29 protein-coding genes and 2 tRNA genes are annotated in these 25,642 nt (G+C 49.8%); 10 read left to right on the top strand and 21 right to left on the bottom strand.

What is annotated here, in order from left to right; translation table 11 throughout:
* The first annotated feature begins 414 nt into the window (after nucleotides 1-414).
* Nucleotides 415-663 (top strand): hypothetical protein, encoded by a 249-nt coding sequence (locus tag IQ256_RS12875; protein ID WP_193855949.1) that lies wholly within the window; start codon nucleotides 415-417, stop codon nucleotides 661-663.
* 53 nt (nucleotides 664-716) lie between these two features.
* Here the strand turns inward: IQ256_RS12875 and IQ256_RS12870 are convergent, their stop codons facing one another.
* The 9 genes from IQ256_RS12870 to IQ256_RS12830 form a co-directional block, all read right to left on the bottom strand.
* Nucleotides 717-1,520: a D-Ala-D-Ala carboxypeptidase family metallohydrolase gene (locus IQ256_RS12870; protein ID WP_193855948.1), complete on the bottom strand. Its 804-nt coding sequence runs from the start codon at nucleotides 1,518-1,520 to the stop codon at nucleotides 717-719.
* A 79-nt stretch (nucleotides 1,521-1,599) separates the two neighbouring features.
* The gene (locus IQ256_RS12865) at nucleotides 1,600-1,956 is read right to left on the bottom strand and encodes a hypothetical protein (RefSeq protein ID WP_193855947.1); all 357 of its coding nucleotides are present in this window, start codon (nucleotides 1,954-1,956) and stop codon (nucleotides 1,600-1,602) included.
* Nucleotides 1,946-2,275, bottom strand: a complete 330-nt coding sequence (locus IQ256_RS12860; RefSeq protein ID WP_193855946.1) for a hypothetical protein — start codon at nucleotides 2,273-2,275, stop codon at nucleotides 1,946-1,948. The genes IQ256_RS12865 and IQ256_RS12860 overlap by 11 nt, the downstream gene beginning before the upstream one ends.
* Nucleotides 2,259-2,888, bottom strand: coding sequence for a hypothetical protein (locus tag IQ256_RS12855; protein ID WP_193855945.1), 630 nt, complete (start codon nucleotides 2,886-2,888; stop codon nucleotides 2,259-2,261). Before IQ256_RS12855 ends, IQ256_RS12860 begins: the two co-directional genes overlap by 17 nt.
* Entirely contained in the window at nucleotides 2,888-3,298 is a 411-nt protein-coding gene (locus IQ256_RS12850) for a hypothetical protein (protein WP_193855944.1), read from the bottom strand. The genes IQ256_RS12855 and IQ256_RS12850 overlap by 1 nt, the downstream gene beginning before the upstream one ends.
* Entirely contained in the window at nucleotides 3,299-3,592 is a 294-nt protein-coding gene (locus IQ256_RS12845; RefSeq protein ID WP_193855943.1) for a hypothetical protein, read from the bottom strand.
* Nucleotides 3,593-3,597: 5 nt separating this feature from the next.
* Nucleotides 3,598-4,233 (bottom strand): hypothetical protein, encoded by a 636-nt coding sequence (locus IQ256_RS12840; RefSeq protein ID WP_193855942.1) that lies wholly within the window; start codon nucleotides 4,231-4,233, stop codon nucleotides 3,598-3,600.
* 155 nt (nucleotides 4,234-4,388) lie between these two features.
* Nucleotides 4,389-5,909 carry a hypothetical protein gene (locus tag IQ256_RS12835; protein WP_193855941.1) on the bottom strand — a complete coding sequence of 507 codons (1,521 nt, stop codon included), beginning with the start codon at nucleotides 5,907-5,909 and terminating at the stop codon, nucleotides 4,389-4,391.
* Nucleotides 5,909-7,651, bottom strand: a complete 1,743-nt coding sequence (locus tag IQ256_RS12830) for a hypothetical protein (RefSeq protein ID WP_193855940.1) — start codon at nucleotides 7,649-7,651, stop codon at nucleotides 5,909-5,911. The genes IQ256_RS12835 and IQ256_RS12830 overlap by 1 nt, the downstream gene beginning before the upstream one ends.
* A gap of 253 nt (nucleotides 7,652-7,904) precedes the next feature.
* On the opposite strand from IQ256_RS12830, the gene IQ256_RS12825 reads away from it, so the two are divergent.
* The 7 genes from IQ256_RS12825 (at nucleotide 7,905) to IQ256_RS12795 (ending at nucleotide 12,347) form a co-directional block, all read left to right on the top strand.
* Nucleotides 7,905-8,171 carry a hypothetical protein gene (locus tag IQ256_RS12825; RefSeq protein WP_193855939.1) on the top strand — a complete coding sequence of 89 codons (267 nt, stop codon included), beginning with the start codon at nucleotides 7,905-7,907 and terminating at the stop codon, nucleotides 8,169-8,171.
* A gap of 104 nt (nucleotides 8,172-8,275) precedes the next feature.
* Complete coding sequence (locus IQ256_RS12820) at nucleotides 8,276-8,542, top strand: hypothetical protein (RefSeq protein ID WP_193855938.1); 267 nt, start codon at nucleotides 8,276-8,278, stop codon at nucleotides 8,540-8,542.
* Between the two features lie 192 nt (nucleotides 8,543-8,734).
* Nucleotides 8,735-9,811: a magnesium chelatase ATPase subunit I gene (gene bchI / locus IQ256_RS12815; RefSeq protein ID WP_370623433.1), complete on the top strand. Its 1,077-nt coding sequence runs from the start codon at nucleotides 8,735-8,737 to the stop codon at nucleotides 9,809-9,811.
* 12 nt (nucleotides 9,812-9,823) lie between these two features.
* Nucleotides 9,824-10,318 (top strand): crossover junction endodeoxyribonuclease RuvC, encoded by a 495-nt coding sequence (gene ruvC, locus IQ256_RS12810; RefSeq protein ID WP_193855936.1) that lies wholly within the window; start codon nucleotides 9,824-9,826, stop codon nucleotides 10,316-10,318.
* An 84-nt stretch (nucleotides 10,319-10,402) separates the two neighbouring features.
* On the top strand, nucleotides 10,403-10,915 hold the full coding sequence (locus tag IQ256_RS12805) for a hypothetical protein (protein WP_193855935.1): 513 nt from the start codon (nucleotides 10,403-10,405) through the stop codon (nucleotides 10,913-10,915).
* Between the two features lie 269 nt (nucleotides 10,916-11,184).
* Nucleotides 11,185-11,817, top strand: coding sequence for a glutathione S-transferase family protein (locus IQ256_RS12800; protein WP_193855934.1), 633 nt, complete (start codon nucleotides 11,185-11,187; stop codon nucleotides 11,815-11,817).
* A gap of 71 nt (nucleotides 11,818-11,888) precedes the next feature.
* On the top strand, nucleotides 11,889-12,347 hold the full coding sequence (locus IQ256_RS12795) for a cupin domain-containing protein (RefSeq protein ID WP_193855933.1): 459 nt from the start codon (nucleotides 11,889-11,891) through the stop codon (nucleotides 12,345-12,347).
* Between the two features lie 43 nt (nucleotides 12,348-12,390).
* Here the strand turns inward: IQ256_RS12795 and IQ256_RS12790 are convergent, their stop codons facing one another.
* The 8 genes from IQ256_RS12790 to IQ256_RS12755 all read right to left on the bottom strand — a co-directional run bounded on the left by IQ256_RS12790 (nucleotide 12,391) and on the right by IQ256_RS12755 (nucleotide 19,887).
* Nucleotides 12,391-13,335 (bottom strand): NAD(+) kinase, encoded by a 945-nt coding sequence (locus tag IQ256_RS12790; protein ID WP_193855932.1) that lies wholly within the window; start codon nucleotides 13,333-13,335, stop codon nucleotides 12,391-12,393.
* Nucleotides 13,336-13,379: 44 nt separating this feature from the next.
* Nucleotides 13,380-13,685: an NADH-quinone oxidoreductase subunit NuoK gene (gene nuoK / locus IQ256_RS12785; RefSeq protein ID WP_193855931.1), complete on the bottom strand. Its 306-nt coding sequence runs from the start codon at nucleotides 13,683-13,685 to the stop codon at nucleotides 13,380-13,382.
* Nucleotides 13,686-13,779: 94 nt separating this feature from the next.
* Nucleotides 13,780-14,409, bottom strand: coding sequence for an NADH-quinone oxidoreductase subunit J (locus tag IQ256_RS12780; protein ID WP_370623430.1), 630 nt, complete (start codon nucleotides 14,407-14,409; stop codon nucleotides 13,780-13,782).
* 171 nt (nucleotides 14,410-14,580) lie between these two features.
* Nucleotides 14,581-15,216 (bottom strand): NAD(P)H-quinone oxidoreductase subunit I, encoded by a 636-nt coding sequence (ndhI, locus tag IQ256_RS12775; protein WP_228024836.1) that lies wholly within the window; start codon nucleotides 15,214-15,216, stop codon nucleotides 14,581-14,583.
* 98 nt (nucleotides 15,217-15,314) lie between these two features.
* On the bottom strand, nucleotides 15,315-16,433 hold the full coding sequence (gene nuoH, locus IQ256_RS12770) for an NADH-quinone oxidoreductase subunit NuoH (RefSeq protein ID WP_193855929.1): 1,119 nt from the start codon (nucleotides 16,431-16,433) through the stop codon (nucleotides 15,315-15,317).
* A 381-nt stretch (nucleotides 16,434-16,814) separates the two neighbouring features.
* A complete protein-coding gene (locus IQ256_RS12765) occupies nucleotides 16,815-17,966 on the bottom strand; it encodes a citrate synthase (protein ID WP_370623434.1) in 1,152 nt (383 codons plus the stop codon).
* Between the two features lie 74 nt (nucleotides 17,967-18,040).
* Nucleotides 18,041-19,195 carry a bifunctional oligoribonuclease/PAP phosphatase NrnA gene (locus IQ256_RS12760; protein WP_370623429.1) on the bottom strand — a complete coding sequence of 385 codons (1,155 nt, stop codon included), beginning with the start codon at nucleotides 19,193-19,195 and terminating at the stop codon, nucleotides 18,041-18,043.
* A 191-nt stretch (nucleotides 19,196-19,386) separates the two neighbouring features.
* Entirely contained in the window at nucleotides 19,387-19,887 is a 501-nt protein-coding gene (locus IQ256_RS12755; RefSeq protein ID WP_193855926.1) for an HNH endonuclease, read from the bottom strand.
* 145 nt (nucleotides 19,888-20,032) lie between these two features.
* On the opposite strand from IQ256_RS12755, the gene alr reads away from it, so the two are divergent.
* Together alr and IQ256_RS12745 are read left to right on the top strand one after the other, a co-directional pair.
* The gene (gene alr, locus IQ256_RS12750) at nucleotides 20,033-21,232 is read left to right on the top strand and encodes an alanine racemase (protein WP_193855925.1); all 1,200 of its coding nucleotides are present in this window, start codon (nucleotides 20,033-20,035) and stop codon (nucleotides 21,230-21,232) included.
* 40 nt (nucleotides 21,233-21,272) lie between these two features.
* A tRNA-Ser gene (locus IQ256_RS12745) sits at nucleotides 21,273-21,361 on the top strand.
* Nucleotides 21,362-21,443: 82 nt separating this feature from the next.
* On the opposite strand, the gene IQ256_RS12740 is transcribed toward IQ256_RS12745, so the two are convergent.
* From IQ256_RS12740 to IQ256_RS12725, 4 genes are all read right to left on the bottom strand, one after another.
* Nucleotides 21,444-21,983, bottom strand: a complete 540-nt coding sequence (locus tag IQ256_RS12740; protein WP_193855924.1) for a peroxiredoxin family protein — start codon at nucleotides 21,981-21,983, stop codon at nucleotides 21,444-21,446.
* A 37-nt stretch (nucleotides 21,984-22,020) separates the two neighbouring features.
* Complete coding sequence (locus IQ256_RS12735; RefSeq protein ID WP_193855923.1) at nucleotides 22,021-22,620, bottom strand: peroxiredoxin; 600 nt, start codon at nucleotides 22,618-22,620, stop codon at nucleotides 22,021-22,023.
* A gap of 55 nt (nucleotides 22,621-22,675) precedes the next feature.
* A tRNA-Met gene (locus tag IQ256_RS12730) sits at nucleotides 22,676-22,748 on the bottom strand.
* 213 nt (nucleotides 22,749-22,961) lie between these two features.
* Nucleotides 22,962-24,950 carry a peptidoglycan DD-metalloendopeptidase family protein gene (locus IQ256_RS12725; RefSeq protein ID WP_193855922.1) on the bottom strand — a complete coding sequence of 663 codons (1,989 nt, stop codon included), beginning with the start codon at nucleotides 24,948-24,950 and terminating at the stop codon, nucleotides 22,962-22,964.
* Nucleotides 24,951-25,642: the final 692 nt, after the last annotated feature.

Raw genomic sequence — 25,642 nt, 5'->3', positions numbered from 1 at the left:
ATTCAATTGCTTGAAGACATTCTTCCTGCTATCGGCTTAGCCACACGCACACGCTGCGATGAGGAGTTGCAATTACTCGCCTCAATAAAAGAAGACTTGAGCAACATCTAGCCCGACTAGTTGCGATACCCAGCAACCAACCATATGAAATTCACCGACTTAATAGGAACACCCCCTGGGCCTCCTTCAACAGAAGATCTACGTCTCTTTTCCGCTCTGATTTCTTTAGCCCGCGATTGGGAAACTCTCTCCGACGGCTACGGCTACAGACGTAGAATTGGAGGTTTGATATTCACTATCTACAGAGAATCTTTGAGGCCAGAAGCTGACTGGTATCTATCAGTTGTCGATAGCCAAGACCGATGTTTAATCCAAACTGGTCTTCCATAGCCAACAAATAACCAAAGGGACGTAATGCCTACTCTTCGTGAAAAAGCCTTGGAAGAAGCTGGCTTTTATTACAACGAAATAACAACTTACTCAAAGGAATTAGGAGACTATATTTGCTCGATCACGTTTGAAGAAGGAGTTGCTCGATGGAATATAGATTCTGAAGAAGAGGTAGGAGTCTGTAGCGGCGAGCACATCTATGATCAGTACGCTATTCACCTCGCTGATAGCGCTTTGAAGATGTTGGCTAACGCCCCCAAAATTCCTTTCTAATATGCCAGGAGGCGGACTTGAACCGCCGACACGAGGATTTTCAAACCTCTGCTCTACCACAGATCAACTTTAGGCCCGCGTGGGTACATCCATCGAGCGGGCGCGCCGGGGCGCATATCCAAATGCACGAACCCGTTGCCGACTGCCAAACCGCCCTTCGTATGAAAGCCCTTCAGCTTGTAAAAGACATCCACAACGTTTATGCCTTTCACCCAGAAGTCTACGGCATCACCAGCCATATGACGCGAGCTTCTAGCACCCCCTACCCGTTGGTTAGTGATGGGGTCGCGGTATGCCGATGTGATATGCATCGGCTTGTTGCCGAGAAACGCGCGAACCTCATCTAGATACTTGCATAGCTCAACGATTCGAGCTGTGATGCTGGCATCGACGGGGATACGAGTACCCCCTTTTGTCATCTCTGACCAGGTGAAGTTACAGACTGTCGGTTCGAAATAGACAGGCTCAAAGACACCTACAGGGCGGCTGATGCCTGGTAGTGAGATCTTTGGCCCATAGTCTTTGTCTTGTTTGGCCTTTGCGATCGCAGCCTCCTGATTTTCAATAGGCTCATCCTGCGGATCGTTGTCGGGGTCGGTGCCCTCGATCTGAGAATGCAGCCCATACACAAACCAGCGGATGCCGAGAGTTTCAGCCAGTGGCTGCGCGAGCTGTACAAACTCGTGGTCATCGTTAATCGAGCTTTTATTGCCTTCGTAAGGCCGTGAGTCAACCAGCTCAAAAGATTGCCCGGCTTTAATCTCCACCAATTGATTAGGCAATCCCTTCAGCCTAATCTCGCTTGCTTGATTGGGTAGCGCTTTGAGAAAGGTATCGGCTGTAATGATAAGCTTCATTTTTCAATTGATAGATAAACTATTGCAGAATTCACGGCTCTCTCAACTAGAAATAGAGCGCATCATCAACAGAAAGAGCCTAATCATCGGCTCTACGGCGGCTAGTTATCATCTCCATCACCTTAAAAGCACCTGCCAACTCGCTTACTCGGTGCTCTAGATCCAAAATCCGTGGCCTATAGTTCTCATCTACGGCTGTAATTCTGGCCTTGGATTCATCATCTAAAAACTTTAAATTCTCACCCATCTGAGCAAGATTTCTCTTCATATGGCCAATATCTCGGATGTGGCCCTCTTGCTCCACCATCTTAGAGCCGTACTCGTCCAGCGTACGCCGTCTCTCATTTCTGAATTCGCGCCCGTGCTTCCAAAGCGTAAATACGTTCGAGCCCACAGCCCCAAGGATGGTTAGCAGTAAGGGCAATTCAATTTTCATCATTCACCACTAGTAAACCGCTGCTGTCGAAGCTGATAGGCATATCGTTGTCGGCTGCGATCGCATCCCATGTCGCCGCTTCCCCTGCCACTGGCTGCATAGAAGCCGGAACGCTCTCAACCATCAGTTTCCATAGCTGCACAGCTATAGCCAGCTCACCGCCTTGGATAGAAAAAAAGGTTTCCACCCGGCTAACACTCAATTGATTCTCTGCTGTGGTGCTGATTCGCTGATAAGAAGAATCGGCAAGCATAGAGATCATAAAAGCGCTCCAGTCTGGCGAGCTAGCGGGCTGTGGAACTCTATTGGCTTTGGGCATCGTACAACCTTCGGATTTTGGCCGTAATCGTGACATTTCGCACTCTGGGCACTGAATTGATGCGAGAGACTTTTATCCACAGTGCAAACCCTCCGTCAAGGGGTAGTGATTCGCCTGCAAATTCGCTTATTTCAAAAATTTCTCCTAGTCCTATCCCTTCTAGCTCTAGAAAGTAATAGCCAGTTTGCTGATTATCAGAATTGATAAAAGCGAATTCGATCCGCCATTTCTGCCCCGCTGAAAAGGCATCTTCACCCACACCTCTAATCGAGAAGCTATCAAGCCATAAACTTTGTTCAGGCAATCCATATTTTTGAGTTCCCCCGCTGCTGAGAATAGGCTCATGATGAGAAACTCTAATTACTTCATCTGATACCCACAGCCCACCAGGTCGCAGCATCCAAAAATCTACAGGGAGCCCGTCCGACATCTGCCACCACAGCGCCTTATCATTAGGCGGCGTTTCTGAGTAGGCGATCGCGCCTCCTGTAGCAACCTCTCCAGCTCTAGCTAATTGCGAGACAGAAGCCCGGTACGGCTGAGAACCGCGACCAACCAACAAGAAATCATCATCCTGTAGTTGAGTCAGCGCCAGATCGTAAAACTCACTCATTAGATCTCTACGGGACTACCGCCTAAAGTAAAGGGCTCCTGGTTGATCGTCATGGGCCCAGCTTCGTAAGAAATCAGATAAGGCTCAGCCTGAAACTCCTCTACTAAAACGCTGTAATTCGCGTTCGAGCTATAGGGGTCTCGGCGTTTCCTGATCTCAAAATAATTTGAAGCGATGGCTATAGGCACAAACAGAAAGACCTCTTTTAGCCCATCCTTCGGCCAAATCGTAATCCAGTCATGCATATAGTCTGAGCCGATTCGGAATCGAAGGTAAGCCCGTGGCTGAAACTTTTTGAGATAAGCCTCATCGCCAATGTACGTAAGACGCAACAGCCGCGATTGCAGGCGAAAAGATAGTGAATCCCATTCACCATCAGGCGTAATTGACCCTAAATTAGCCCAAGCCATCTATTCAGCCTCTGTACTCGGCTCCCCAATTTGGGCCATCCGTTCAGCGTGCTCACCGCCCTGGAAATACTCGCGCAGATCCTTGGGCGACACTTCAGAGAGCGTATCCTCTCCCGATCGACACACCAGCACTTGAGCTGATTTAGCCGCCTTCATGCGAGCCCACGCAGACGGCGGCGGTGTCGATTGCAGTAACTGAGTAAAGCCAGGGTGATTCCTTAGCCAGAGCTGATGCTCTGGGGTAATCCACCCTAGTTCTACTTGGTCATTGAGGGAGAGGTAGATATCACTCATGAGCGCTATTCAGCTACGGGTACGGGGCTGATAGTAGGATCAGCGCTAGCATTGCGGATGACTGCGCTCCAGCCGTCAGGCAACGAGTCTACAGCGGCGATATCGACGTAGCCAACTGATAGAGTATCGTCAACGCCGGGGTTCACAGCGCCGTAGATGGTTGCGCCGAAGTAGGAGTTAGCACCAGTCACGGCAGTGACACCCGCTCCCTCAGTCAGGGTAGCGATGCCCATAGTGGCAAGATTGGCAGCGCCAATCTTTGTAAACTGGGTCTGTCGCATATCCCAAGCTACGTTTAGACCGTTAGCGGCCTCAGCGTAAACGCGAACAGAGCGGGTGCTACTTCTGGGTGCTGGTCCGGCTTTATATCCCCTAGATTGCTTCCAGCCTGCAGCTTTGGCAGCGTTAAAGCTACCGTGGTCAACAAAGCTGCTCGTAGTACCAGTCGCGCGCTGCCTGCTCATGCGAGCAGGCTTTGGACGCGAAGTGCCAGCAACCGCAATTCCAGTCAGTGTTGAGATGGCTTTCTGACCTAAAGCAGTTCGATCGGCGGCGTCGATATTTGTTTGCCAAGCGTACTTGACAGTTGCTCCGTTGAACGGAGTAACAAACACCGTATCTTTATCGTCGTAAACGCTCATAGATTTAAACCTTGTTGACAGTGAATTGATAGCTATCAACATTTAGCCCAACAACAAGCCCCAAAAACACACCTGTAAAAGGGCACAGGACTAGCATGGAACCTTAGGTTTTTGCTATTTGGAATGTTTTTTGAGTTCCATCAACAGCAGTAGATTTATCCCTGCTGTTGCGGCTGATCCGCTACGCCGAATCGGTCTATGCCGACAGGCTGATCTCGCCACAAAAACATAGTTTGAGTCTCGATGTCGAAGCGGCCTGAGACTTGGTTTAGCGATCGCGTCGCCATTGTCGCCTTGACCGGATAAAGACGAACTGATTCTTTTCGCTGGTTTGCAGATACGCCGCTGTTTACGTTCGTGTAAACGGTTCGCGTAGCCTCAGCAGAGGTAAACGAGAGCAGCGATTGAATCATGTCGTTGCATTCTGCGTCGCTGATGGCGTACACCGCTAGTTGTCGCCCGTTGTCTAGTTGGGTGGTTGCTCTTATTCCGCCCCACGTATAGGGCTTAAAAGCAATTTTTAGCTGATTGAAGGTGATGCCTAGCTCTGAATCGGACACCTTGAGTTTTGCCGTCTTCCCTCGTCTTCCTAATCGGGTGAATGGCGGCTTTTCAAATTCGTTGTAGTGGATAGTCAGGGTGTATCGAGATGTAGCCGGGGTGACGACTTCGTGCATTGGCACGGCTGCAATATCGCCTACGTCTTTATTTTCTAGCGCTCTACGGTTCGCCAAGACACCCTGTACATGCGGTATTAGCTCGTTTTGGTTGCCAACTAGAACAATTTTATCGTTGGGATTATCTCTATCCGGGTAGAGCAGTATTCCGCGCTCTGGATCGTCGGTCTTGGCATTTTTAGCAGCTTCTACCGCTGCATCTAGCTCGCCGGCCACGATAAATCCAGCTTCGATAAAAGAATCGAAGAATTCATCCACGGCTTCTTCAGCAAAGATTTGGCCGACTAGCGGCAGCGTTTCAAGCCGCTCTTCAAATGATTCAGCAATTGTGACCCTTGGGCCATTGTCGCTGCCCCACTCATCTACGATTTCTCGCAGGTTTTCTGGCAATAGATCTCTACGGCGCTTCAGAAACTTACGGCTGTTGATGTACAGGCTGATGCTTGTTTGGTCTACCAGTAGCTGAAATGTCTGGGCTATGGCTTGAAATAGCTTTTGTGAAACTTCTTCAATAGCTTCTTGAGCAACTCTACCAGCGACATATTTAGCCAGAACTGCCCCGCCAATAACCGGCACCAGCATAGATACGCCATACCCTAGGCCAATTCCGGCTGTCCAGCCCAAAGCGGAGCCAACAAATGCGCCCCATGTCGCCGCAGCGGCTGTGTAACTACCTTGGACAAGCTGCTTAAGTTCTTCATCCGAGGCGTTCCAATCGAAGTTGACGACTCTAAAGCTAGTGTTTACGAGCCAGCCCCAAGCAGACGTAAACGTGAGGGAGCCAAGTTTTAGCAAGTTGGTTGCGATCCAACCTGCACCCTTCACGGAGAATCGAAAAACCTTCTGAAAGAAGCCTAGGATGCCACCCGTATCGTCTTGCTCTGAGTTGGAAAGAAAGCGGTTGAGGGTTGATAGCTTTCTGATGCCTCCTGAGTTTTGGGTGACGCTTTGCCGGATTGTTCGGCTAGAAAGATTTGAGGCGGTAACAATAATTCCCATTACTCATTTGGACGGTCTGGCAAGACTGTTCCAATATCTAGTGCATTATCCACTGATGTTGCCCGAGGGCGTGGCGAAACGCTTCTGTCGGTCAAATTGCTCTCGGCCCTATTTAGGGCGTCAATGAACTTTTCCCAAGACTCAGAGCTGTCTTCTGGCTGATTATCAACAACTGATTGAACCTCATCAGTCAGGTTGCCTTCTAGGTCAGCGCCGCGAAACAGACTAGCTTTTACCAGACCAGCCGCGTATTTGAATTGTTGAACCCACTCCACTAGGGTGTGCGGATCGTCATCTTCTACACCCTGAACCTTGTATTTTGAGGGGTTTAGGAAATCTACTAAAGACTCTGGAGTCAGCGGGTTAAAGTTGCTGTCAACTTCTCGCTGAACGTTTTTTGTGCGGAAGCCGAGCCAGTTAGTGACGGCTTGAATGTAGTCTTGAGCGGTGAGGCTGGAATTTTTCGCCGCGATCACTTCGGGGATGAGTCGAAAGATCATGTTCACCGCCAACTCACTATTTGTGTTGGCTTCGTAAGCTAGGCCAAACAACTCAGCCATTGCTTCGGCCTGGTTCGGTAGCTTGATGGTCTCTGATTGGTTGCCCCGTGTGATGGGGTCGGTGTCTTCGATCTCTAGGGTGATTGGGTATTGGCCGCTGATGGCGTCGATGTTTCTGGCTAGCCATGCGATCGCCTGTGGCAGGCTTTCAATATCGTAGGTAGCGCTGTCGTCAACTGTGAGCAGGTCGGGGACGGTAATTGGCCATCCGTTTGTTTCACTATCTGTTTCGCCACAGATCCGCTGTTTCACACAGCTATCGTCGCCAGATCCATCGCCGCCGTCACCATCACCATCAGGCGAATTACCACCTTCAGCACCTAGCCCAAAATCAATAGATCCGTCGGATGTGTTAACGGAGCCAGCTAGAGCCCAGTCGTCACCTTGCATTATGAAAGGGATTCTTAAATTTCCGTCTCGATCAAAGTACGGGTTGCCAAAAGTTAGGTTCCCTGAATTTGGCCCAATTTGCACAGGATAGACGGGGTTTGGTGGTGCTGTGCCATAGGTCGGATCATATTCTTGGCCATTGTCACAGGTAGTTCCATAAGCAACGGAACAGCCAAAATTACTACCATCACCGCCTTCTGAGTTTTTAAGCTCTCCAAAGCCGGGCGCAGGCTGTGTTTTGCTAGTGCTTGGTGCGCCACCTGCTTTACATGCTCGCAGCCATCCAAAAGCACCGTTTCTATTACTCGTCAAAAAACTAAATTGTTCGTATCCTGTGTGAGTGGGGGAATACGTTCCATCGCTGTTTCTTGTCTGGTAGTAAACACCACATTTAGGCTTAGAGCCGTTTACATTGCCGTCTTTATCAGTCTCTCCAGGGTTTATTAGATCGGGAATAAAGGGCGGGTATCCAGTGAAGTAGTTTGGGCCCAAACCCCTCCACCCTTGAGACCCTATTGCTTCCCAACTCCAGGCTACGGAGTGTTTTTGTGGACAAAACCCTTCTCCATTTGGCGGTGGAGAAACAAGCGGCTCTGACTCATCTTTGAGCAGTCCAGCCAACCCTTTGTATAGATCTACCCCCAATTGCAAAACGGGGTCTAAATTGACGCCAAATCCGTTGCCAGTGTTGGCTTTAGCCTTGCTGAGCACATACTGTGATCTGCTCTCAGCCATAAAAGAATTAAAGCCTGTGGTTACTTCGGTCTTTGCTAGTTCTAAGAGGGTTGTCATCTGCCCATATCAAGAGTTTTGCATAGGCTACCCTCTAGCGTTAGGTCTCAATTTCTGGGCTACAATTAGCCTAAGAGATTAAGAGCCTTGGGGTAGTAGGGGTCGTGGGTTCAAATCCCGCCGCTCCGATTCGGTTATTTAATTTGCATAGTAAGGCTTACAAGCGCGGACTGTTGTCGGCGCTTGTCTTCGTATTGAGAGATAGTTTTCTGTGAAGAGTGATCGCGCACTGATATGTAGGTAGTGACGCTCTATGAAGGCGATAAAACTAGAAGCTGTGATTGATGATCGCCATGAACTTCACTTAAAGTTACCTAAAGAAGTAAAGGTTGGTCCGGCTGAAGTCATTGTTGTGTTCGAGGACGATAGTGATGTTTCAGGAATCCTGCAAAAGTCGCCAGAGGCCAAAGTAAGGTCTTTAGGAGAGGTGCGGAGGTTTGGACAGTTTAGAGGACTCATTCAGAGCGCTGACGATTTCGACGCGCCTTTACCTAATGCGTTTTGGCTAGGAGATAATTGACTCGGTTACTAGCTTTAAGCGTTGGCAAATGCCAGCGATTCTCTTATATCTGGTGCGATCTATTCAACGTAGGATAGACAAAAGGACGATAAGAGGAAAGTGCGGTGACCGAAACTAGAGTGAATAATCTAGAGAACCGGATGGATCGGGTAGAAGCGGCGCTAGTAAGCGCTGGCGATTTTCTTACACAAGCTTCAAGTCTTATTCTGCAAAATGCGGCAACCATCGACAGATTGACTGAGAAGTTTGACAGACTAACTGAGAAGGTTGATAGCTTGGCGGCGGCAAGTGCTCAGCATGACCGCATTCTTGATTTTTTGCTTAGAAGAGAGACAGAAAACGGAAGTGGCGGCGCAAGTGGTAGCAATTAAGGTTGAGTCCAATATGTCTGGCACATCTGTTCGATGATCTATGTCTGATGCCCATAGTGCTTTCTACAGTTCTTATATCTATACCTCTGGCATCTGCCCTCTTTCCCTACGAGTTTATTCTCTGCGAAAGAACTAGGCACAGCCTCCTATGGCACAATGGAATCAGCCCAATGTAATAGATGATTGACACCTGTGAGTATCGCAAAATCGCCAGTCCGCCGAGCCGTTTTTCCCTTCACTGCGGTGATCGGCCAAGAAGATATGAAGTTAGCGCTGATCCTCAACGTGATCGATCCTAAGATCGGTGGCGTGATGATTATGGGCGATCGCGGCACAGGTAAGTCCACTACGATCCGTGCTCTGGCTGACCTGCTACCAGAAATTGAAGTAGTCGAAAACGATCCTTTTAACCGCGCGCCTGACAATCCTGATATTCCGACTGATTACGCAGGCCAAGAGATTACGACTACCGCTAAAAAAGTACCTATGGTTGACCTGCCGTTGGGCGCAACCGAAGACCGTGTCTGCGGCACGATCGATATTGAAAAAGCGCTAGCTGAGGGTAAGAAAGACTTTGAGCCTGGTCTATTGGCTAAGGCGAACCGGGGTTTGCTCTATGTAGACGAAGTGAACCTGCTAGACGATCATCTAGTGGATGTCTTGCTAGATTCTGCCGCCTCTGGTTGGAATACTGTAGAACGCGAAGGCATCTCCATTCGTCACCCAGCCCAGTTTGTTCTAATCGGCTCTGGTAACCCAGAAGAAGGCGAACTGCGTCCTCAGCTATTGGATCGTTTTGGTATGCACGCGGAGATTCGTACCGTACGTGAGCCCGCCCAGCGAGTTCGAATTGTCGAGCAGCGAACCGAGTTTGACCAGGATCCAGAGGGATTTTCCGCCCAGTGTCAGGTAGAACAAGAAGCATTGCAAGAGAAGATTGTCGCCGCACAGAAGCGATTAAAGGCGGTCACCCTCGACCGGGAGTATCAGCTCAAAATATCTGAAGTCTGCTCGGAGCTTAACGTTGACGGGCTAAGAGGCGATATCGTCAGCACTCGTGCGGCTAAGGCGCTAGCCGCATACGAAGGCAGAACCGAAGTGACCCTAGAAGATATTCAGCGGGTGATTGCTCTGTGCCTGCGTCATCGCCTGCGGAAAGATCCTTTGGAATCGATTGATTCTGGCTTCAAGGTAGAGAAGACGTTCAGTACTACTTTCGGCGTGGCTGCACCAGAAATGAATGGCCGTAAGCCGATGGCTACTCGATAATTTAGCGTTTGCATGACTAAACGCATTCTCGGCTTGGACCCAGGTCTGGCAATTTTGGGATTTGGCGTAATCGAATACGACCCGGCTCAGATGCGAGACTTAACGCCAGACATTCGAGTGATTGACTACGGTATCGTGCAGACTCCCGCTAGGACAGAGACAGGCAAACGTCTTTGCACTATCTACGACGATTTACACAGCGTCATTGATGAGTACAAACCCGATTTGGTTTCGATAGAAAAACTGTTTTTCTATCGGATGGGCAATACCATTTTGGTCGCCCAGGCTAGAGGCGTTGTGATGCTGGTGCTGGCTCAGCGTAATCTGCCCTTTGTAGAATTTACGCCTGCTCAGATCAAACAGTCGATTACAGGCCACGGCAACGCGGACAAAGTAGAAGTACAAGATGCCGTGGCCAGAGAGCTGAAGCTAGACACTATTCCTAAGCCCGACGATGCGGCAGATGGCTTGGCGGTTGCTTTGACCGCCTGGTTTCGGATGGAATAGCTGAAATGAAATGGGTGTAGATCAGCAAATGCGAGTCGTAACTCGGCAGATGCGAATAGAGCGACGCAGATGGAGGAAAAAGTCATGCCTGAGTTTGTAAGCGCTGCCGATAGAGAGAAGGTTGATCGGTTAATGCAGCCTGCTTTGATTCGAGTGATTGACAATATCCGAAAGCAGTTGGATAGCACCGCTTGGGAAGGCCGCTACGAAGAGAAGCTAGTGTGGCCAGAAGGGACGACGCCATCGCAGCAGGAAGAATACGCAAGGCTGCAAAAAGGTCTACATGGTGTGCCGACTGAAGAGCATGACCGGGTAGCGGCGCTGATAGCTGTGCTGCCGCAACCGTCGCCTCTTTATACGCTGAGGCTGACGCATGATGGGCAGGTAGATCAGACGGTAGATATTTGGAGTTTGTGCTACCGGGTGTGCGCGTCAGCGCCGTCTGCCGATGCGAAAATCGCCGCTCAGGACAATCTTGGATCGGCGATCGCAACCGATAACAGCCTGTTCGATGAGTTTGGCGAAGTCGATTGGCGAGCACTTGATGACAAGACATTGGGTCTGGTCAAAGACATCTTTGCCGCCTTGCCAGCTTAGCTAACAAGTTAATGCGATCTCACTTCTAGTTTTATTGATTCGCTATCGGTTTAATAGACCCATCCGATTCAGAGAATAGATAGGGTGAGCTCTAGATTTGTGCTTATCTGTGTTTGACAAGAGATATAGCAATCTGGCCTTAGCTTGCAACATCATCAGAGGCTACAGCCCTAACCAAATAAAGCCCTCACCCAAAAAAGCTAAATGCTGAGCGATTTGCTGACTAAAGACACGCCGAAATATCTACTTAAAGTCACCAGGATAGAGCTATGCAACTGATTGGAATGCTTGATTCTCCTTATGTCAGACGGGTGGCGATCGCCCTTCACGCGCTCAATATCCCTTTTGATCATTCGCCGCTGTCAGTCTTTCGCAATATGCCAGAGTTCAGCCAGATTAATCCACTAATCAAAGCGCCGACGCTAGTGTGTGACGATGGCGAAGTGCTGATGGATTCTAGCTTAATTCTCAGCTATATCGAGCGGATCGCTAGCCCCGACAAAACGCTGATGCCAGCGGATATAAAACGCTATCAGCGAGCCATCCGACTGATCGGCTTAGGCATCAATGCCTGTGATAAGACTGTACAAGTTGAATACGAGCGTAAAAGGCCCGAAGAAAAGCAGTATCAGCCCTGGCGCGATCGCATCCAGGCACAGCTGATCGCCGCCTACGATCAAATTGAGCCCTATGCTGCTGAGACTTCAAACTGGCTAGTCTTAGAGACCATGACCCAGGCTGATATCACCGTCTGTGTGGCCTGGCAGTTTACTCGCTTGATTGCAGATGACGTGATCGAATCTAATCGCTATCCGGGCATAGCGGCGCTTTCAAAACGCGCCGAAGCCAGCGCTGCATTCAAAGCGGTGCCAATAGAGTCTGAGTGGCAACCAAAGTTTTAGTTTGCTTTTGCGTGGATTGCCATATCATCTGGCTCACATTACTGGCTCGCTCATATTAAATGACATGCCCTATGAAGATAGATTTATCTGCTGTGCCAATTGAGATCGGCACGAATTACCCTGCCTCGTTTCGATCGGCTGTGAAGGGACGATCGCGTCAAAGAGTCGGCAATGCGGCTGGGCTGACAAACTTTGGCGTCAACCTCACAACGCTTGCACCTGGTGGCCAGTCAGCGCTGAGGCACTGGCATTCTGTCCAAGATGAGTTTGTCTACGTGACGCAAGGCGAGCTGGTGCTAGTGACAGACGCTGGAGAGCAGGTGCTAAAAGCTGGAGAGATGGCGGGCTTTGCTGCAGGCGTTAATAACGGACATCATCTGATCAATCGATCTAGTGGCCCGGCTACGTATTTAGAGATTGGCGATCGCACCGCGCCTGACCAGGTCGATTATCCAGATCAGGACTTGCAATGCGTTCCTTCAGACAAAGGCGACAGAGTATTTATCCATAAGGACGGTCGTCCCTATTGAAGAATTAATGAAAATAAGGTGCCAAGGACAACCGGAAACGCGGCTAATCCGCCCCTTTTCCTCGGTGTCGCTGACGATGGTCGTTAAAGTAATTTACTCTTGCGCCTGCCCACTGCAGTTTGTTTCGCAGCGTTCGGTAGTAGGAATGGTCTTTCCCTAGCAAGATAAACTTCGCCAGGTGGCTAGCCATCCGAATATCCACCCTTTGCCCAGGCCAAATCGTCGTAGCTAACACGCCATCGGCCCACAGTTTGGTGTTACCTTCAGGATCAACTAGCGGCCAGACGCTGACAGTACTGCCCGGTGGTAGCACAATCGGACGGCTAGATAAGCTCATTGGGCAAATCGGGGTCACAATCAGCGCGTGCATTCCCGGATGCACAATTGGGCCATTGGCCGAAACCGTATAGCCTGTTGACCCGGTGGGTGTGCTAATTAGCAGACCATCCCCCTGATATTGATCAACGACTTCTCCGTCGATCTCGATTTCTAGCGTGGAGGTGATCATGCGATTGGGTGAGGCTGGCTTTACGCACATTTCATTCAGCGCGAAGTAGCGATCGCTTACTGGCTCTATGTTGTAAGATTCCCCTTCATGTGTTCTAGCCTGCAGCATCATCCGCCGCTGCACCGCAAATTGATCGCCCAACAGGCGCTCCCACGCCCGCTCAAAGTCCCCAATCACCTCTGCCGAATCGGCTAAGAACCCTAGATGACCACCAATGTTCACAGCTAGGATAGGAATATCATCCATTGCCAGATGGCGAGCGGCAGCTAACGCAGTGCCATCGCCCCCTAGTGCCACGGCCAAATCGATCGGCTGCGGCGAAGATTGTAGAAAAACGGGATAGGGATTGTCCTGAGCGCCGCTTGGACCCATCATCACGTTGGCACCGAGAGCCTCTAGCTGACGAGCACATTTGTCGGCGCAGTTTTTACTCAGCTGATTTCCAGCTTTGTATACGATAATGACTTGCTTGAGCTGCACAGTGCTTCCTGATTTCTATCAGCCGTGATTTCTATCAGAGGCTACTACCACTTGAGTAGATTGAACTGCTCCATATCTACAGTGTCACGATTTCGATAGATAGACAATACAATGGCTAGACCCACAGCCGCTTCAGCCGCAGCGATGGTAATCACAAAAACCGAGAACACCTGCCCCTTAATCCCGTCTGGATCGAGATAATTTGAAAAGGCCATCAGATTGATATTGACCGCATTGAGCATCAGTTCAATAGACATTAATACTCGAATAACGTTGCGGCTAATGACTAGACCGTAAACACCAATACAAAATAAGGCCGCCGCTAATATCAGAAAATACTCAAGTTGCATAGGAAGAGATAGGTTCAGGTAAGTCTTAAAAAGGGAATATCAGCCTAGTGTCAAGAGCCTCGCCATTCAAACGCGATCACGGTTGGGTGATCGCCTAGAGCGACTGATCTGTTGGGCTACCAGCAGCGACTAATTCACGCGGCCTTTCAGGCAAGGTCAGTGCTTCTGTAGGAGAAATCGACTCGCCTGGAATGTATTCGCGTCGTGCCAAGATGATCGCCCCAACTAGTGCAATCAACAGCAGCACAGAGGCTAGCTCAAAGGGCAGCAGGTAATCACTAAAGAAGTGCTGTCCAATCACTTCAATGGCTTTATCTCCAGCCGCAGGTGCGGTAGAAATTGCCCACGGATGCGAAACCACCATCGTACTTAGCAGTCCAAATAGACCCGCGCAAACCGCGCCAGTAGCAGCTTTACCGACCCAGGCATTCTTGAGCTCAATAAAGTCTTCTTGCTTGTTTACTAGCATGATCCCAAACAGAATCAGCACATTGACCGCACCGACATAGACCAGCACCTGCGCGGCAGCGACAAAGCCAGCATTGAGCAAAATGTAAAAGCCAGCAACGCCGATAAATACCAGAGCCATTAAGAAGGCGGAGTGCACAATATTAGAGAGCAGTACAACGCCTAATGACCCAACTATTATAATTAGACTTAACAGCGCAAAAGATACAAGCTGTACCCCTTCTGCCAGGCTAAGCGGTGCGAAATCTAAAGCCAAAATCAAAACGATTTTCTCCTCATAATACAAACGCTAGATACAAACGCTAGTCGAACTTGCTCATTAGCCGTTGGCCGACCAGATGACTGACTATATGACGGCTCGATTAAAACCACAGCCAAAGCCCAATTGAAAGTGCGGTCATCCAGCCTAGTCTTCAATCATCTGGGCTTAATCTTCTGCCGTACTCTTGGCCGGCTCCTTTTCAGCCGCTTCTTTGGCCTGTTGGGCCTCTATTTCCGCCAAGATATCTTTCGGTAATCTGCCTGCTCTTTGACTACCTGCCGGTAGATCGTGCGGGCCCATCACCCCTTTCGGCAAGTAGGCAAACTCACGCATAGGCGTCACCATCGGATCGTTAGTGACTTTGTAGGGCAGACGACCTAGGGCAACGCTATCGTAGTTGAGATCGTGTCGGTCGTAGGCCGAGAGCTCGTACTCTTCTGTCATCGACAGACAGTTGGTCGGACAGTATTCAACACAGTTCCCGCAGAAGATGCATACTCCAAAGTCAATACTGTAGTGGTTGAGAACCTTTTTCTTAGCCTGCTTGTTAAATTCCCAATCAACGACTGGTAAGTTGATCGGGCAGACCCGAACGCATACTTCGCAAGCAATGCACTTATCAAATTCAAAGTGAATACGACCGCGATAGCGCTCAGATGGGATCACTTTCTCGTAGGGATACTGCACCGTAACTGGCCGCCGCTTCATGTGATCGAAGGTCACAGAAAGCCCTTGACCGATAAACTTTGCTGCCTGGGCCGTTTCTTTGGCGTAGTCACCAACTTGTTTCAAGAAGTTCAACATGGCACGAGGTCTGTATTAGGTAAGCAGTGAGATAGGGAATAAGTGCGAGTGAGGCGCGATCGCCCTTACAAAAGGCAGATAAAGAGCAGAGAGCGTTAGCCTCCGAACGCTCCTGGAAACGTCAGCTTTAACGCGGCGGTTGCTAGCAAGTTAACCAAGGCGATCGGAAGCAAAAACTTCCAGCCTAAATCGAGCAGCTGATCGATCCTGACGCGGGGCACTGTCCATCTGAGTAGAATAGTCAAAAACACCAGCAGATAAGCCTTAAGCATTGTCATCACAATCCCCAAGGCAGCAGTGATAATCTGCACCCAGGCAACATTGGCATCAATCCCTAGCAAAGCAGTGATCGTCTCAACCGGAATTGGAAAGCTCCAGCCACCCAGGTATAGCACTGACACAATTAGCGCCGATAGCATCAGGTTGACATAAGAGCCCACATAGAACAGGCCAAACTTCATTCCTGTGTACTCAGTCTGATAGCCTGCGACCAGTTCCTCCTCTGCCTCAGGTAGGTCGAATGGCAACCGTTCACACTCCGCCAAGGCCGAAATCCAAAAGATGACAAATCCCACAGGCTGCCGCCAGATATTCCAGCCTAAGATGCCATAGCTAGACTGCTGGTTGACGATATCAATCGTGCTGAGGCCGTTTGACATCATCACAACTGCTAGCACCGCCAACGCCAGCGGAATTTCGTAGCTGATTGACTGGGCAGCGGCGCGCAATCCCCCTAGCAAAGAATATTTGTTATTAGAAGAATAGCCAGCCATCAGCAGTCCGATGGGTGTGATGCTTGAAAGGGAGATCCACAAGAATATGCCGATACCTAGATCCGTGATGACCAAATTTTGTCCAAAGGGAACGATCAAAAAGGACAAAAAGACTGGAATAACAACGACAGCAGGGCCAATCACGAAGAGCCAGGGATCTGCTTTAGCAGGGGTGATATCAGCTTTAAAGATAAGCTTGAGCCCGTCCGCTACGGCCTGCAATGCCCCCAGTGGGCCAATATATTCAGGACCGATGCGCTGCTGCGCGCCAGCGGAAATCTTTCGTTCTAGCCAAACGCAAATAAAAATGCTGACTGTGGCCACAATCAGCATCAGTAACATCGGCAGTGGAATCCAAACTGTTTTAGCGGCGGTGATGGGCAAACCCAGTTCAACAAGTGCTTGAACGAAGGTTCCTTGAAGGTCAATCCCTGAAGTCATGCTAATAAAAGACGTTTTGCGGTGTCTAGATACGTTGCTTTAACAAATTCTAGCGCTTAATCAACTTCTATACCCTCTATCTCGGCGGCAAACCTAGCCTGAAGCTATAGATAAAGCCTATGACCCAGATAAAAGAGTCAACAATAAAACCCCCCTGGCAAAAGCCAGAGGGGCTGGAGTTCCTGAAAATCGTCACTGGATACATAGTCTACGCAGTCTCGGAAATTGTAAAGGGGGGTGATGCCCATCACTGTGTGTTTGTGATGTGAGAATGTAACTTTTGACGGCTGATCCTGCACTTTAGTGCATGGTTTTACTGAAGTGTGCGACTAAAGTGCATGGTTAGAACCCACTTACTAGCCGTTGCAGTCCCTTAGACGATCATTTGTCCCAGATATCAGGTCTTTTATCGATAGGGATATAGCGCTGCCCGTGGAGACCTTCGTATATTTGGGTCGGGCGAAAGATTCGATTGGTACTAATTTGCTCTTTCCAGTGGGCTAGCCAGCCGGCGACTCGGGCGATCGCGAAAATGGGCGTAAATAAATCAGACGGGATACCTAGCTTGCGGTACACCAGACCAGAATAAAAGTCTACGTTGGGATAAACGCCCTTATGGCCTAATTTTTCTTCTACTACGAGCTCTAGCTCTAGGGCAATATCGTAATAGGCATCGCGGCCAACTTTCTCAAATAGCTGTTCGACTAGCCCTTGTAAAATGACCGCCCGAGGGTCTTTTACCTTGTACACGCGGTGCCCAAAACCCATAATTTTCTCGCGATTAGCGATTCGAGCATCAATATAAGGCCGGACGTTATCGACCGAGCCAATTTCTTCTAGCATGGCGATCACCTCTTCATTTGCCCCGCCGTGCAGCGGCCCTGCTAGCGTACCAACTGCGGAGGCCACGACTGCATAGGGGTCGGTTAGCGTAGAGGCTGTCACCATCGCCGAAAAGGTAGAAGCATTGATAGTGTGCTCAGCGTGCAGAATCAGGCATACGTCGAAAATTCGAGCCGATAGCGCATCTGGCACCCTTTCGTTGAGCATGTATAAAAAGTTTGAGGCATAGTCCAGATCGTCTCTAGGCTGAACCGGGTCATTCCCTTTACGCATTAGCTCAAAAGCAGCCACCATCGTCGGGATCTTAGCCAGTAGCCGGACGACCGCATTTTGCACGTAGGCAGGGTCATTCAGCTCTCGCTTAGAGTGAAATAAACCCAGCGCGGCGGCGCATGCTTGCAAGGCATCCATCGGATGTCCGCTTTCTGGGAAGCATTTCATCATGTCTCGGATGCGATACTTTAGCCGACGGTGATACTGGACTTCATGTTTGAAAACGTCTAGCTCAGCCTGAGTCGGTAGCCCGCCCCAAATTAACAGATATGAGCTTTCTAGAAAGGTGCTGCTACGAGCGAGATCCTCTATTTGGATGCCACGGTACTCTAGTATTCCGCTTTTACCATCTACATGGCTAATACTCGACTGCGTAGCCGGAATTCCTTCTAAGCCCGGTCGGTATTCATGTAGCATCGTCGTCATAGTGAGGTTCCTGATTTAGTCAGATCAAGCATCAATGCTTTTTCAGTATCTCACTACTCGGATCTCTAATCGGTATTGAGAACACCGTTTTCGGGATTGACCAGCCGCTGAAGCTTTTGCTTGATCTGCTTGTCAAACACTTCCCATTTCTGACGGTTGTAGTCGCTATTTTCATAGTAGCCAGACAGAAAGCCAATCGGAATCTCGAAGCCACCGGCCATCGATCGCCCGCCCCCAAAGAAACGACCATGGTTGTCTTGACCTAACGCTTCTTTGATGAACTCGTCAGGATCAAGGGTAATCTTGTTCGTTCTCAAAGAGCCGACGACTAGCTCCTTTTCTTCGTCCTCGTCATGAACGATGCCATAGACAACGGCGGTGTGAACGTTCTCTTCGGTGACTAGAAAGTCTGCTGCTTGAGGGATGGCGTCTCTGTCTTCGTAGCGCAGGTAGCCTACCCCGGCAATAGAGACGCTGTTTTGAATTTGACGGTTGCGTAGCGATCGCTCAATCACATCCATCACCCGGCGCGATCGCGATGCCTGCAACACCGCACTTAATAGCTGCGCGTCAGAGTACTTACTCAAAAAAGCCGCCGCCAAAAAGTCAGGCTCTGTTGCCTGCATGAGATTGGCTGTATCAGAGCGGAGCCCATGCATCAACGCAGTCGCACACTTGATATGGGTGTCATTACTGCGATCTAGTTGAACAATTCCAGAGCGCAGATACTCGGTCATGATGGTAGCTGTTGAATGGATATCTGGTCGGATATCGATTAGCTCACCTAATAGCTTGCCCTGGGGTGCGTGGTGGTCAACGACCAGCAAAAGGGGCAGTTCAGCCTCCTGTACCTTTTGAGTCAGATGGCTAGTTGTGCCCTGTGTATCGACTAAAACGTAGCCCTGATATTCAGAGAGATCGGGCGCTTCTTTGGCCCCGGCAGGCCATCGTTTAGCCGGTAGGTTGGTTAGCTTCACTAGGGCAATGTTTTCCTGGTGGCTAAGTGTGCCTGAATAGTAGATATCGCACTGGATGTTGTAGGCATTGGCCATGAGTCGATAGGCCCAAGCCGAGGACAACGCATCAGGATCAGGGAAGTCCTGCAAAAGAACCAGCTGATGAGTGCCACTGTGCTTTTTCAGCAGCTTCTCTAACGCTTCGGCGCGATTGCTTTCAAATCCTGCCGCACGGCGCAGCTGATCGGTCTGGTCGGCTGTCACTGTACTTTTTGCTGTGGTGTCTAAGGGGGCCCTTGACTCTGACGACTTATCAGAGTCAAGTTGTCTATTGTTCAATAAGGTGCCTTCGTCTAACAAAGTGCTTCTGGGGAATGGCGTTTACTGTGTTCTCTTATTCTGATAGATATGAGCCGATTGGGATAGTAGGGTTTGCCCGCTATGCGTTTGGTTGCTTAGTTCAAGCCGATCACGTACCTACGCCATTCTTGATGAACGCCACCGCGTACGTGCCTAGATATCTCAAAATACAGACTGCTGTGTGGTTTGCGCGGTTGATTTGATAGAGGCATTTCTGCTTCTCTAGGGGTGCGACTGCCCTTTTTGACGTTACAGCGTACGCAGGCGCTAACGATGTTTTCCCAGGAATCGCCGCCGCCGCGAGACCTAGGAATCACATGGTCTAGGGTCAGCGTGTCACCCGTATAGCCACAGTATTGGCAGGTGTGATTATCGCGATGAAGCAGATTGCGGCGGGTGAGCGGAATGTCTTTGTAGGGAATGCGGACGTAGTGGCGCAAACGGATGACGGTAGGCAAAGGAAAGTCTGGATAGATCTGTTCCTCTCTTTGCTCGATTTGTTCGGCTTTGCCTTTGATGATGAGCACGACCGCGCGTCGCCAACTGGTAATGTTTAGCGGTTCATAGGAGGCATTTAAAACAAGGACCTTACTCATGTACTAGTGCGCCTAATCCTGAATAGATAGTAGCACAGCCAAGTAATTCCGAGGGTTTGAGCGCTGGTACACTGTTCTTCTAAAAGAATCTGATTTGTTCTACTCGCCGATTCTTTTTAACTATTTTCTTTCTTTTGAGGTTGTTATGCTTAGCTGGGAGGCAACGCCAGCGCTATCGCCCATGCGCTGTGCCAGGGCTTGGGTCGAAATTAATCTGACGGCGCTAGCTCACAACGTTAGATCGCTTAAAGCGCTGCTGCCAGAGGGAACTGACCTGCTGTCTGTGGTTAAAGCGGATGCGTATGGCCACGGCGCAGTGATGGTCGCTGACGTGGCGATCGCAGCGGGCACAACTTGGCTAGGGGTAGCGACGGTGCCAGAAGGCATAGAGCTGAGGCAGGCCGGTATCGAGGTGCCTATCTTGGTGATGGGGGCGGTGAACGACCCCGCCGAGGTCAGGGCGATCGCGCACTGGAATCTACAGCCCATCATTGTCAATCCAAAGCAAGCACTCGTCTTTTCTGAGACGTTAAAAGGTCAGGGCACCCGCCTGCCGGTTCACATCCAGCTAGATACGGGCATGTCGAGGCTAGGCTTTAGCTGGCAGCAGGCTGTAGAATTCGTCCGTTTTGTTCAGCAGCTACCCTATTTGGAAACTGTCGGTCTCTGTTCTCATCTGGCTACTGCTGACAGCCCTGACCAGAGCGTGATGCAATTACAGCACGAGCGATTTGAATGTGCGATCACCTCGCTAAAACAAGAAAACCTTTTGCCTGCCCGGCTCCACATTGCCAACTCTGCTGCTGCCTTAGTAGATCCAGCGCTTCACTACGATATGGTGCGTGTGGGTCTAGCAACCTACGGACTCTACCCGGCTCCACACCTACGGACTCAGCCTAAAATCGCGCTGCAGCCGGTTCTAGAAGTCAAAGCTCGCATCACCCATATTAAAGAGATAGACGCTCATACAGGCGTGAGCTACAGCTACAAATTCATTGCGCCTAGACCAATGAAGATCGCAATTGTTGGCATCGGTTATGCGGACGGCGTCCCTCGTATCCTTTCTAATAAGATGCAGGTGATCTTGCACGAGCAGCGAGTTAACCAAATTGGTGCGATCACAATGGATCAGCTCATTATCGACGTTTCAGACCTTAAAAGTGTTCAAGAAGGCGATATCGTTACGCTCTTAGGGAAAACCCAGCACCACTGTCTGCGTGCTGACGACTGGGCCGATTTGGCCGATACCATTTCTTGGGAAATTCTTTGTGGATTTAAACATCGCCTGCCTAGAATTACGCTGTCAAACCAGAGCGCCCCTCAAATTACCTCGAAATACCGCTAGAGCTTTCGCAGAGTTCTTGGTATTATGGTTGCTCACTCATGGAGAAGTGGCTGAGTGGTTGAAAGCGGCTCCCTGCTAAGGAGTTATGGGGTGTAAACTTCATCGAGGGTTCGAATCCCTCCTTCTCCGTTGGTTTACGAACTATACCTGTCTAGTCATTGTTGGCTAGCGGCTGAGTGCCGAAGGTTTCTAAACGCTCTTTTTGGACGCGCTAAAGGTTTCTAACTGCCCAGAGCAGCCGCTCTGGCGTCGCGTTCGTGTGTGCGAAAGAAAATAAGTGTTGAAAGCGCAGTCGGCCCTGGGCATCTAGGACGAACTGAGCAGGAAGCGGTGCCCCTAGTGCTTGACCCGTGCCATACCTACGGAAGACTGTGTGGTCTGAGTCAACTAGTAGCGGCAGCTCTAGAGACAGCTCCTGCTGAATCTTTTGGCTTTGGAGTGTATCTGTACTGGTTATCATCAGTGCGATCGCCCCTAGTCCTACAAACTGCTTGTACGCTTCATTCACTGCCAGGATGTGTGGATAGCAAAAAGGGCAGTACTGCCTTTCAGTAAAAATTCGAGTGAATAGCAGTACAACTGGCTTTCCTCTGTAGCTAGAAAGCTGATGAACCTGCTTGTCAGCATCTATCAGTTGGAAATCAGGCAGGCGCTCTCCCAATCGAAATCGGCAGCGTGCAGGTAAAGGCAGAAAATTGTCTAAAAAGCGTCGATTAAATAGCCCTTGAAGGTTGCCGGAAGTAATTTGCATCTATGCATCTATACAACTATCTGCACAGTCTGATTACCTACACAGTGGCGAAGAACTCTTTAGATTTCACTGGGTCAGGGTTCATCGTCGCGTCACCAGGCTGCCAGCCAGCGGGACAAACTTCATCAGGATGAGACTGAACATGTTGAATCGCCTGCAGCACGCGCAGCGTTTCGTCTACGCTGCGACCAAACGAAAGATTGTTGATAGTGGCATGCTGTACGATGCCTTCTCTATCGATAATAAATAGGCCACGTAGCGCTACGCCTACATCTGGATCAAGCACATTGTAAGCTGAGCTGATCTCCTTTTTGATATCTGAGACCAAAGGGTAGTTAAGATCGCCGACGCCACCCATTTTGCGCTCTGTCTGAATCCAAGCTAAATGAGAGAATTCGCTATCGATAGAAACGCCCAGTACTTCTGTTTTGATGTCTTTGAAGCTGTCGTAGCCATCGCTGAACGCAGTTACTTCTGTAGGACAAACAAACGTAAAATCTAGTGGGTAGAAAAAGAGAACAACGTATTTACCACGATAGTCAGACAGCTTGATCGTTTTGAACTCTTGATCAACCACAGCAGTAGCCGTAAAGTCTGGAGCGATTTGACCCACCCTGAGGCACCCTAGCTCACCCATAAACTTTTCTCCGCGTGTTCAATAACTTTCTGGGTCCATTTTCATGGCGTCTTCATGGCTCTGGCGGGATTTGAACCTGCGACCTTGGGCTTATGAGTCCCCTGCTCTAACCACTGAGCTACAGAGCCGTCCGTAATTGATTGCTGCCGCTTGGCGGTGCTAATCTTAGCTCAACAAATGTAACACGAAACGGAAAACCCTAGAAAAGTATCGTAGATATCGCTTTGGGGGAAGAAAGTCCGCTGATACATAAACGGCGACTAGCCAGTGAGCTAATCGCCGTTTATGTAAGCTAGCTGTTTCTAATCGTTCAGCAGACTGTAGATCCGCAATTTAGCTCCTTAGCGACCAGTGGGGAGATGGGCAATAGGGTTGACCGCACCTTGTCCGCTTAAGTGAACTTCAAAGTGAAGATGAGGCCCAGTGCTGTAGCCGGTGCTGCCCATTTCAGCGATCTTTTGTCCTTGCTTAACGGCCTGACCCGTGCTGACGTTCAGACGATTATTGTGGGCATAGAGGGTCAGACTTCCGTCTGGATGGCGAATCTCTACTAGATTTCCGTAGCCGCCAGAGTTCCAGCCTGCTTTTTCGACGATGCCGCTGCCTGCTGCCACAATTGGCGTGCCGACTGGCCCTGCCACATCTACACCACGGTGCATTCTGCCCCATCGCCAGCCGTAGCCAGAGGTGAGCGTACCACGAGCGGGCCAGATGTAACCGTCAAAATAGTCAGGTGCTTCAGGCAAGAACTCATCGGCTCCTGGCAAAAGCGGCATATCTGGTGAAACCACCTGTCCGGCTGGAGAACGCTGAGCGGGAACGTATGCCTCTGGGCTCAGCGGCGCTGCTGCTAGCAATGTGGGATCGACGTTCTCTGAAGCTGTTGGGGCGATCGCAACTTGTTCTGGAACCCGTTCTGCTACCCGAGGCGTAGTAGAAGTCCTTGTTTCTACCTCGGTAATCTGCGCTTCAGCTACCTCAACAGGCTGGCTTTGAATATCTTGAACTTCTTCTAAAAGATTGGCAACGTATGGATCGATGCCACCTTGGGCGCTATCTTGAGCAGCGACTGCTCGATCGTCGCTCACTGTCGTAGAAGGCTGCACAGACTGTAGTGATTCGCTCTGAACCTCTTCAGCTACCGCTTCACCCTGTCTGAGGGCAGTGCTTTGTAAATAGGCCAGTCGACTGGTTGTAGCCGTTTGCTCTGATGCACGGTTTGCAGGTTGGTTGATTCGTCTGCCACCGATCGCAGTCGGTACGACCAGCGTAGCGCCTGGCATGATGACATCTGGATTGGCCAAATCATTGGCTGAAACCAACGCTGCAGTAGTTGTCCCTAATGAGGAGGCGATCCCTGCGATCGTGTCACCTGCTTGAACCTGGTAGCTAGTGAAAGATTGAACAGGCGTAGCGAGTGCGGTGACAACAGGCGCGGACTCAGTAACCGTTTCTTTCGCTGTTTCTCTGGCCGTCTCTCTGGCCGTCTCTCTGGCCATCAAAGAAGCATCAGCAATTTCGATTTCTATGCCTGCTGGTTCGGCGCTTGCTAGTTCGGCTGCTGGTTCTGTGCTTGCTGCCGCCTGCTCTGCTCTGCTGTCGGCTCGTACCTTATTGGCCTCGACGCTGGCTGAATCCTCAGACTCTGAAGGTAAGCTAGCCCCAGTGCTAGTTTCAGTACCGATCTCAGAGCTAGCTATCTCAAATGAAACCTGCACCTGATCGAGCTGAGGAACGTTTTGGATTTCTGTCTGGGAATTGTCTGCTACCTCTTCAGAGGCTATCTCTGCAGTGGGCTGACTCTGCTCAGAGATTTTGGCCTTTGCAACTGTTTCAGCTTCTTCTAAGACAAGATCGCTGGCTGTAGCAAGATTTGCAGATTCCGATTCTCCAGCAATCAGGTCTTGAATAATTTTTTGAGTGGGTGACTGAGTCGCTGTAGCGGTACTCGGTACTTTCAATACCTGGCCGACTCGAATAGATGTTTCGGCAGGTAGATCGTTGGCCGTCTTCAGGTCCTGCAAGCCTACGCGATGAAGCTGAGCAATTTGCCACAGGCTCTGGCCTGATTCGACGGTGTGATGAGCAATAATCTGCGCCTGTGAGGCGGCTGATGCTGATCTAGAAACTGGACGATCGCTTGAAAAAGCTTTGGCTGTAGCGGGAGCCTCCGTAACAGAGATAGCGGCTGACGCTTCAGATTGGGCGGTGAATACTCCAGATGCCCCTACTGATAGCGCTAAACCTAGCATGGCGGCTGATTTGATTGGACTGCCGCTAGCTGTGCTTTCGCACGTTTCTTGGATACATGAGTGACTTGAATCAGACATGGACTCCTGTGAAATTGCTTGTTTCAAGGATTGACCTCCTAATAATTTTCGGCGACTAAGCGCCTATTAACCAACTGCTTGCTAAACACGTTTGTAAAACTTTTAGCTGGGAGTGAACGATCTTCGACAACAGCAATGCTGCTCATAAATTAGCCTCACAACTTTCAGGCAGTTGACTTATCCGCCTGTCAGTCATGCGCTCGTGCAAGTCTACAAGTTATTTCTCTCGTACGACTTAGGCAAGTTTACACGACTTAACGATCATTTCTATCTTCACTCGTTGGACACATTCTTGATGCCCAAATTCACATTATTAATAAACTTCGTGTCTATATTTGGGAATATCTCGCGCTTCTTATCAGCCAAACTGGCTATTGAAAAAACCTTGTTTTGCTAGGATTCGAGCGTTTAATAAGTAAGCCAATCATTTTTTTGGCACACTCTTCACTTTTGAGATTTTACGGACCTCGGTAGGGCATACGACGCGGATCGATTTTTCGAGACAATAATGTCTGAATGTCGCGTGGAGAGTGTTCTCTACGGTATTCCTCTCAAAATATGTAAAAAACGGCTTTGTATTAGTTACAGATAATAACTTAGTGAGATTAATAAATAAATCTGATGCAAAATGCGCTGTTTTCCCCCTAGACACCGATCGTTTAATGACCACTATCGTGGGCTGAGTGGTTCGT

Source organism: cf. Phormidesmis sp. LEGE 11477 (assembly GCF_015207105.1).
In the GTDB taxonomy this organism is placed as follows: domain Bacteria; phylum Cyanobacteriota; class Cyanobacteriia; order Phormidesmidales; family Phormidesmidaceae; genus Phormidesmis.
This window is presented reverse-complemented; position numbering and strand designations above follow the sequence as displayed.

Excerpts from the sequence above, each read along its gene's own strand:
- IQ256_RS12835 (WP_193855941.1), bottom strand. The coding sequence starts at position 5,909 with ATGGGAATTATTGTTACCGCCTCAAATCTTTCTAGCCGAACAATCCGG.
- IQ256_RS12755 (WP_193855926.1), bottom strand. The coding sequence starts at position 19,887 with ATGAGTAAGGTCCTTGTTTTAAATGCCTCCTATGAACCGCTAAACATT.
- IQ256_RS12735 (WP_193855923.1), bottom strand. The coding sequence starts at position 22,620 with ATGGGTGAGCTAGGGTGCCTCAGGGTGGGTCAAATCGCTCCAGACTTT.
- IQ256_RS12840 (WP_193855942.1), bottom strand. The coding sequence starts at position 4,233 with ATGAGCGTTTACGACGATAAAGATACGGTGTTTGTTACTCCGTTCAAC.
- IQ256_RS12740 (WP_193855924.1), bottom strand. The coding sequence starts at position 21,983 with ATGCAAATTACTTCCGGCAACCTTCAAGGGCTATTTAATCGACGCTTT.
- IQ256_RS12765 (WP_370623434.1), bottom strand. The coding sequence starts at position 17,966 with ATGCTACATGAATACCGACCGGGCTTAGAAGGAATTCCGGCTACGCAG.
- IQ256_RS12725 (WP_193855922.1), bottom strand. The coding sequence starts at position 24,950 with ATGTCTGATTCAAGTCACTCATGTATCCAAGAAACGTGCGAAAGCACA.
- IQ256_RS12800 (WP_193855934.1), top strand. The coding sequence starts at position 11,185 with ATGCAACTGATTGGAATGCTTGATTCTCCTTATGTCAGACGGGTGGCG.
- nuoK (WP_193855931.1), bottom strand. The coding sequence starts at position 13,685 with ATGCAACTTGAGTATTTTCTGATATTAGCGGCGGCCTTATTTTGTATT.
- IQ256_RS12870 (WP_193855948.1), bottom strand. The coding sequence starts at position 1,520 with ATGAAGCTTATCATTACAGCCGATACCTTTCTCAAAGCGCTACCCAAT.
- IQ256_RS12805 (WP_193855935.1), top strand. The coding sequence starts at position 10,403 with ATGCCTGAGTTTGTAAGCGCTGCCGATAGAGAGAAGGTTGATCGGTTA.
- IQ256_RS12855 (WP_193855945.1), bottom strand. The coding sequence starts at position 2,888 with ATGAGTGAGTTTTACGATCTGGCGCTGACTCAACTACAGGATGATGAT.
- IQ256_RS12865 (WP_193855947.1), bottom strand. The coding sequence starts at position 1,956 with ATGAAAATTGAATTGCCCTTACTGCTAACCATCCTTGGGGCTGTGGGC.
- alr (WP_193855925.1), top strand. The coding sequence starts at position 20,033 with ATGCTTAGCTGGGAGGCAACGCCAGCGCTATCGCCCATGCGCTGTGCC.
- IQ256_RS12845 (WP_193855943.1), bottom strand. The coding sequence starts at position 3,592 with ATGAGTGATATCTACCTCTCCCTCAATGACCAAGTAGAACTAGGGTGG.
- IQ256_RS12850 (WP_193855944.1), bottom strand. The coding sequence starts at position 3,298 with ATGGCTTGGGCTAATTTAGGGTCAATTACGCCTGATGGTGAATGGGAT.
- ruvC (WP_193855936.1), top strand. The coding sequence starts at position 9,824 with ATGACTAAACGCATTCTCGGCTTGGACCCAGGTCTGGCAATTTTGGGA.
- IQ256_RS12860 (WP_193855946.1), bottom strand. The coding sequence starts at position 2,275 with ATGCCCAAAGCCAATAGAGTTCCACAGCCCGCTAGCTCGCCAGACTGG.
- IQ256_RS12825 (WP_193855939.1), top strand. The coding sequence starts at position 7,905 with ATGAAGGCGATAAAACTAGAAGCTGTGATTGATGATCGCCATGAACTT.
- IQ256_RS12875 (WP_193855949.1), top strand. The coding sequence starts at position 415 with ATGCCTACTCTTCGTGAAAAAGCCTTGGAAGAAGCTGGCTTTTATTAC.
- IQ256_RS12795 (WP_193855933.1), top strand. The coding sequence starts at position 11,889 with ATGAAGATAGATTTATCTGCTGTGCCAATTGAGATCGGCACGAATTAC.
- nuoH (WP_193855929.1), bottom strand. The coding sequence starts at position 16,433 with ATGACTTCAGGGATTGACCTTCAAGGAACCTTCGTTCAAGCACTTGTT.
- IQ256_RS12830 (WP_193855940.1), bottom strand. The coding sequence starts at position 7,651 with ATGACAACCCTCTTAGAACTAGCAAAGACCGAAGTAACCACAGGCTTT.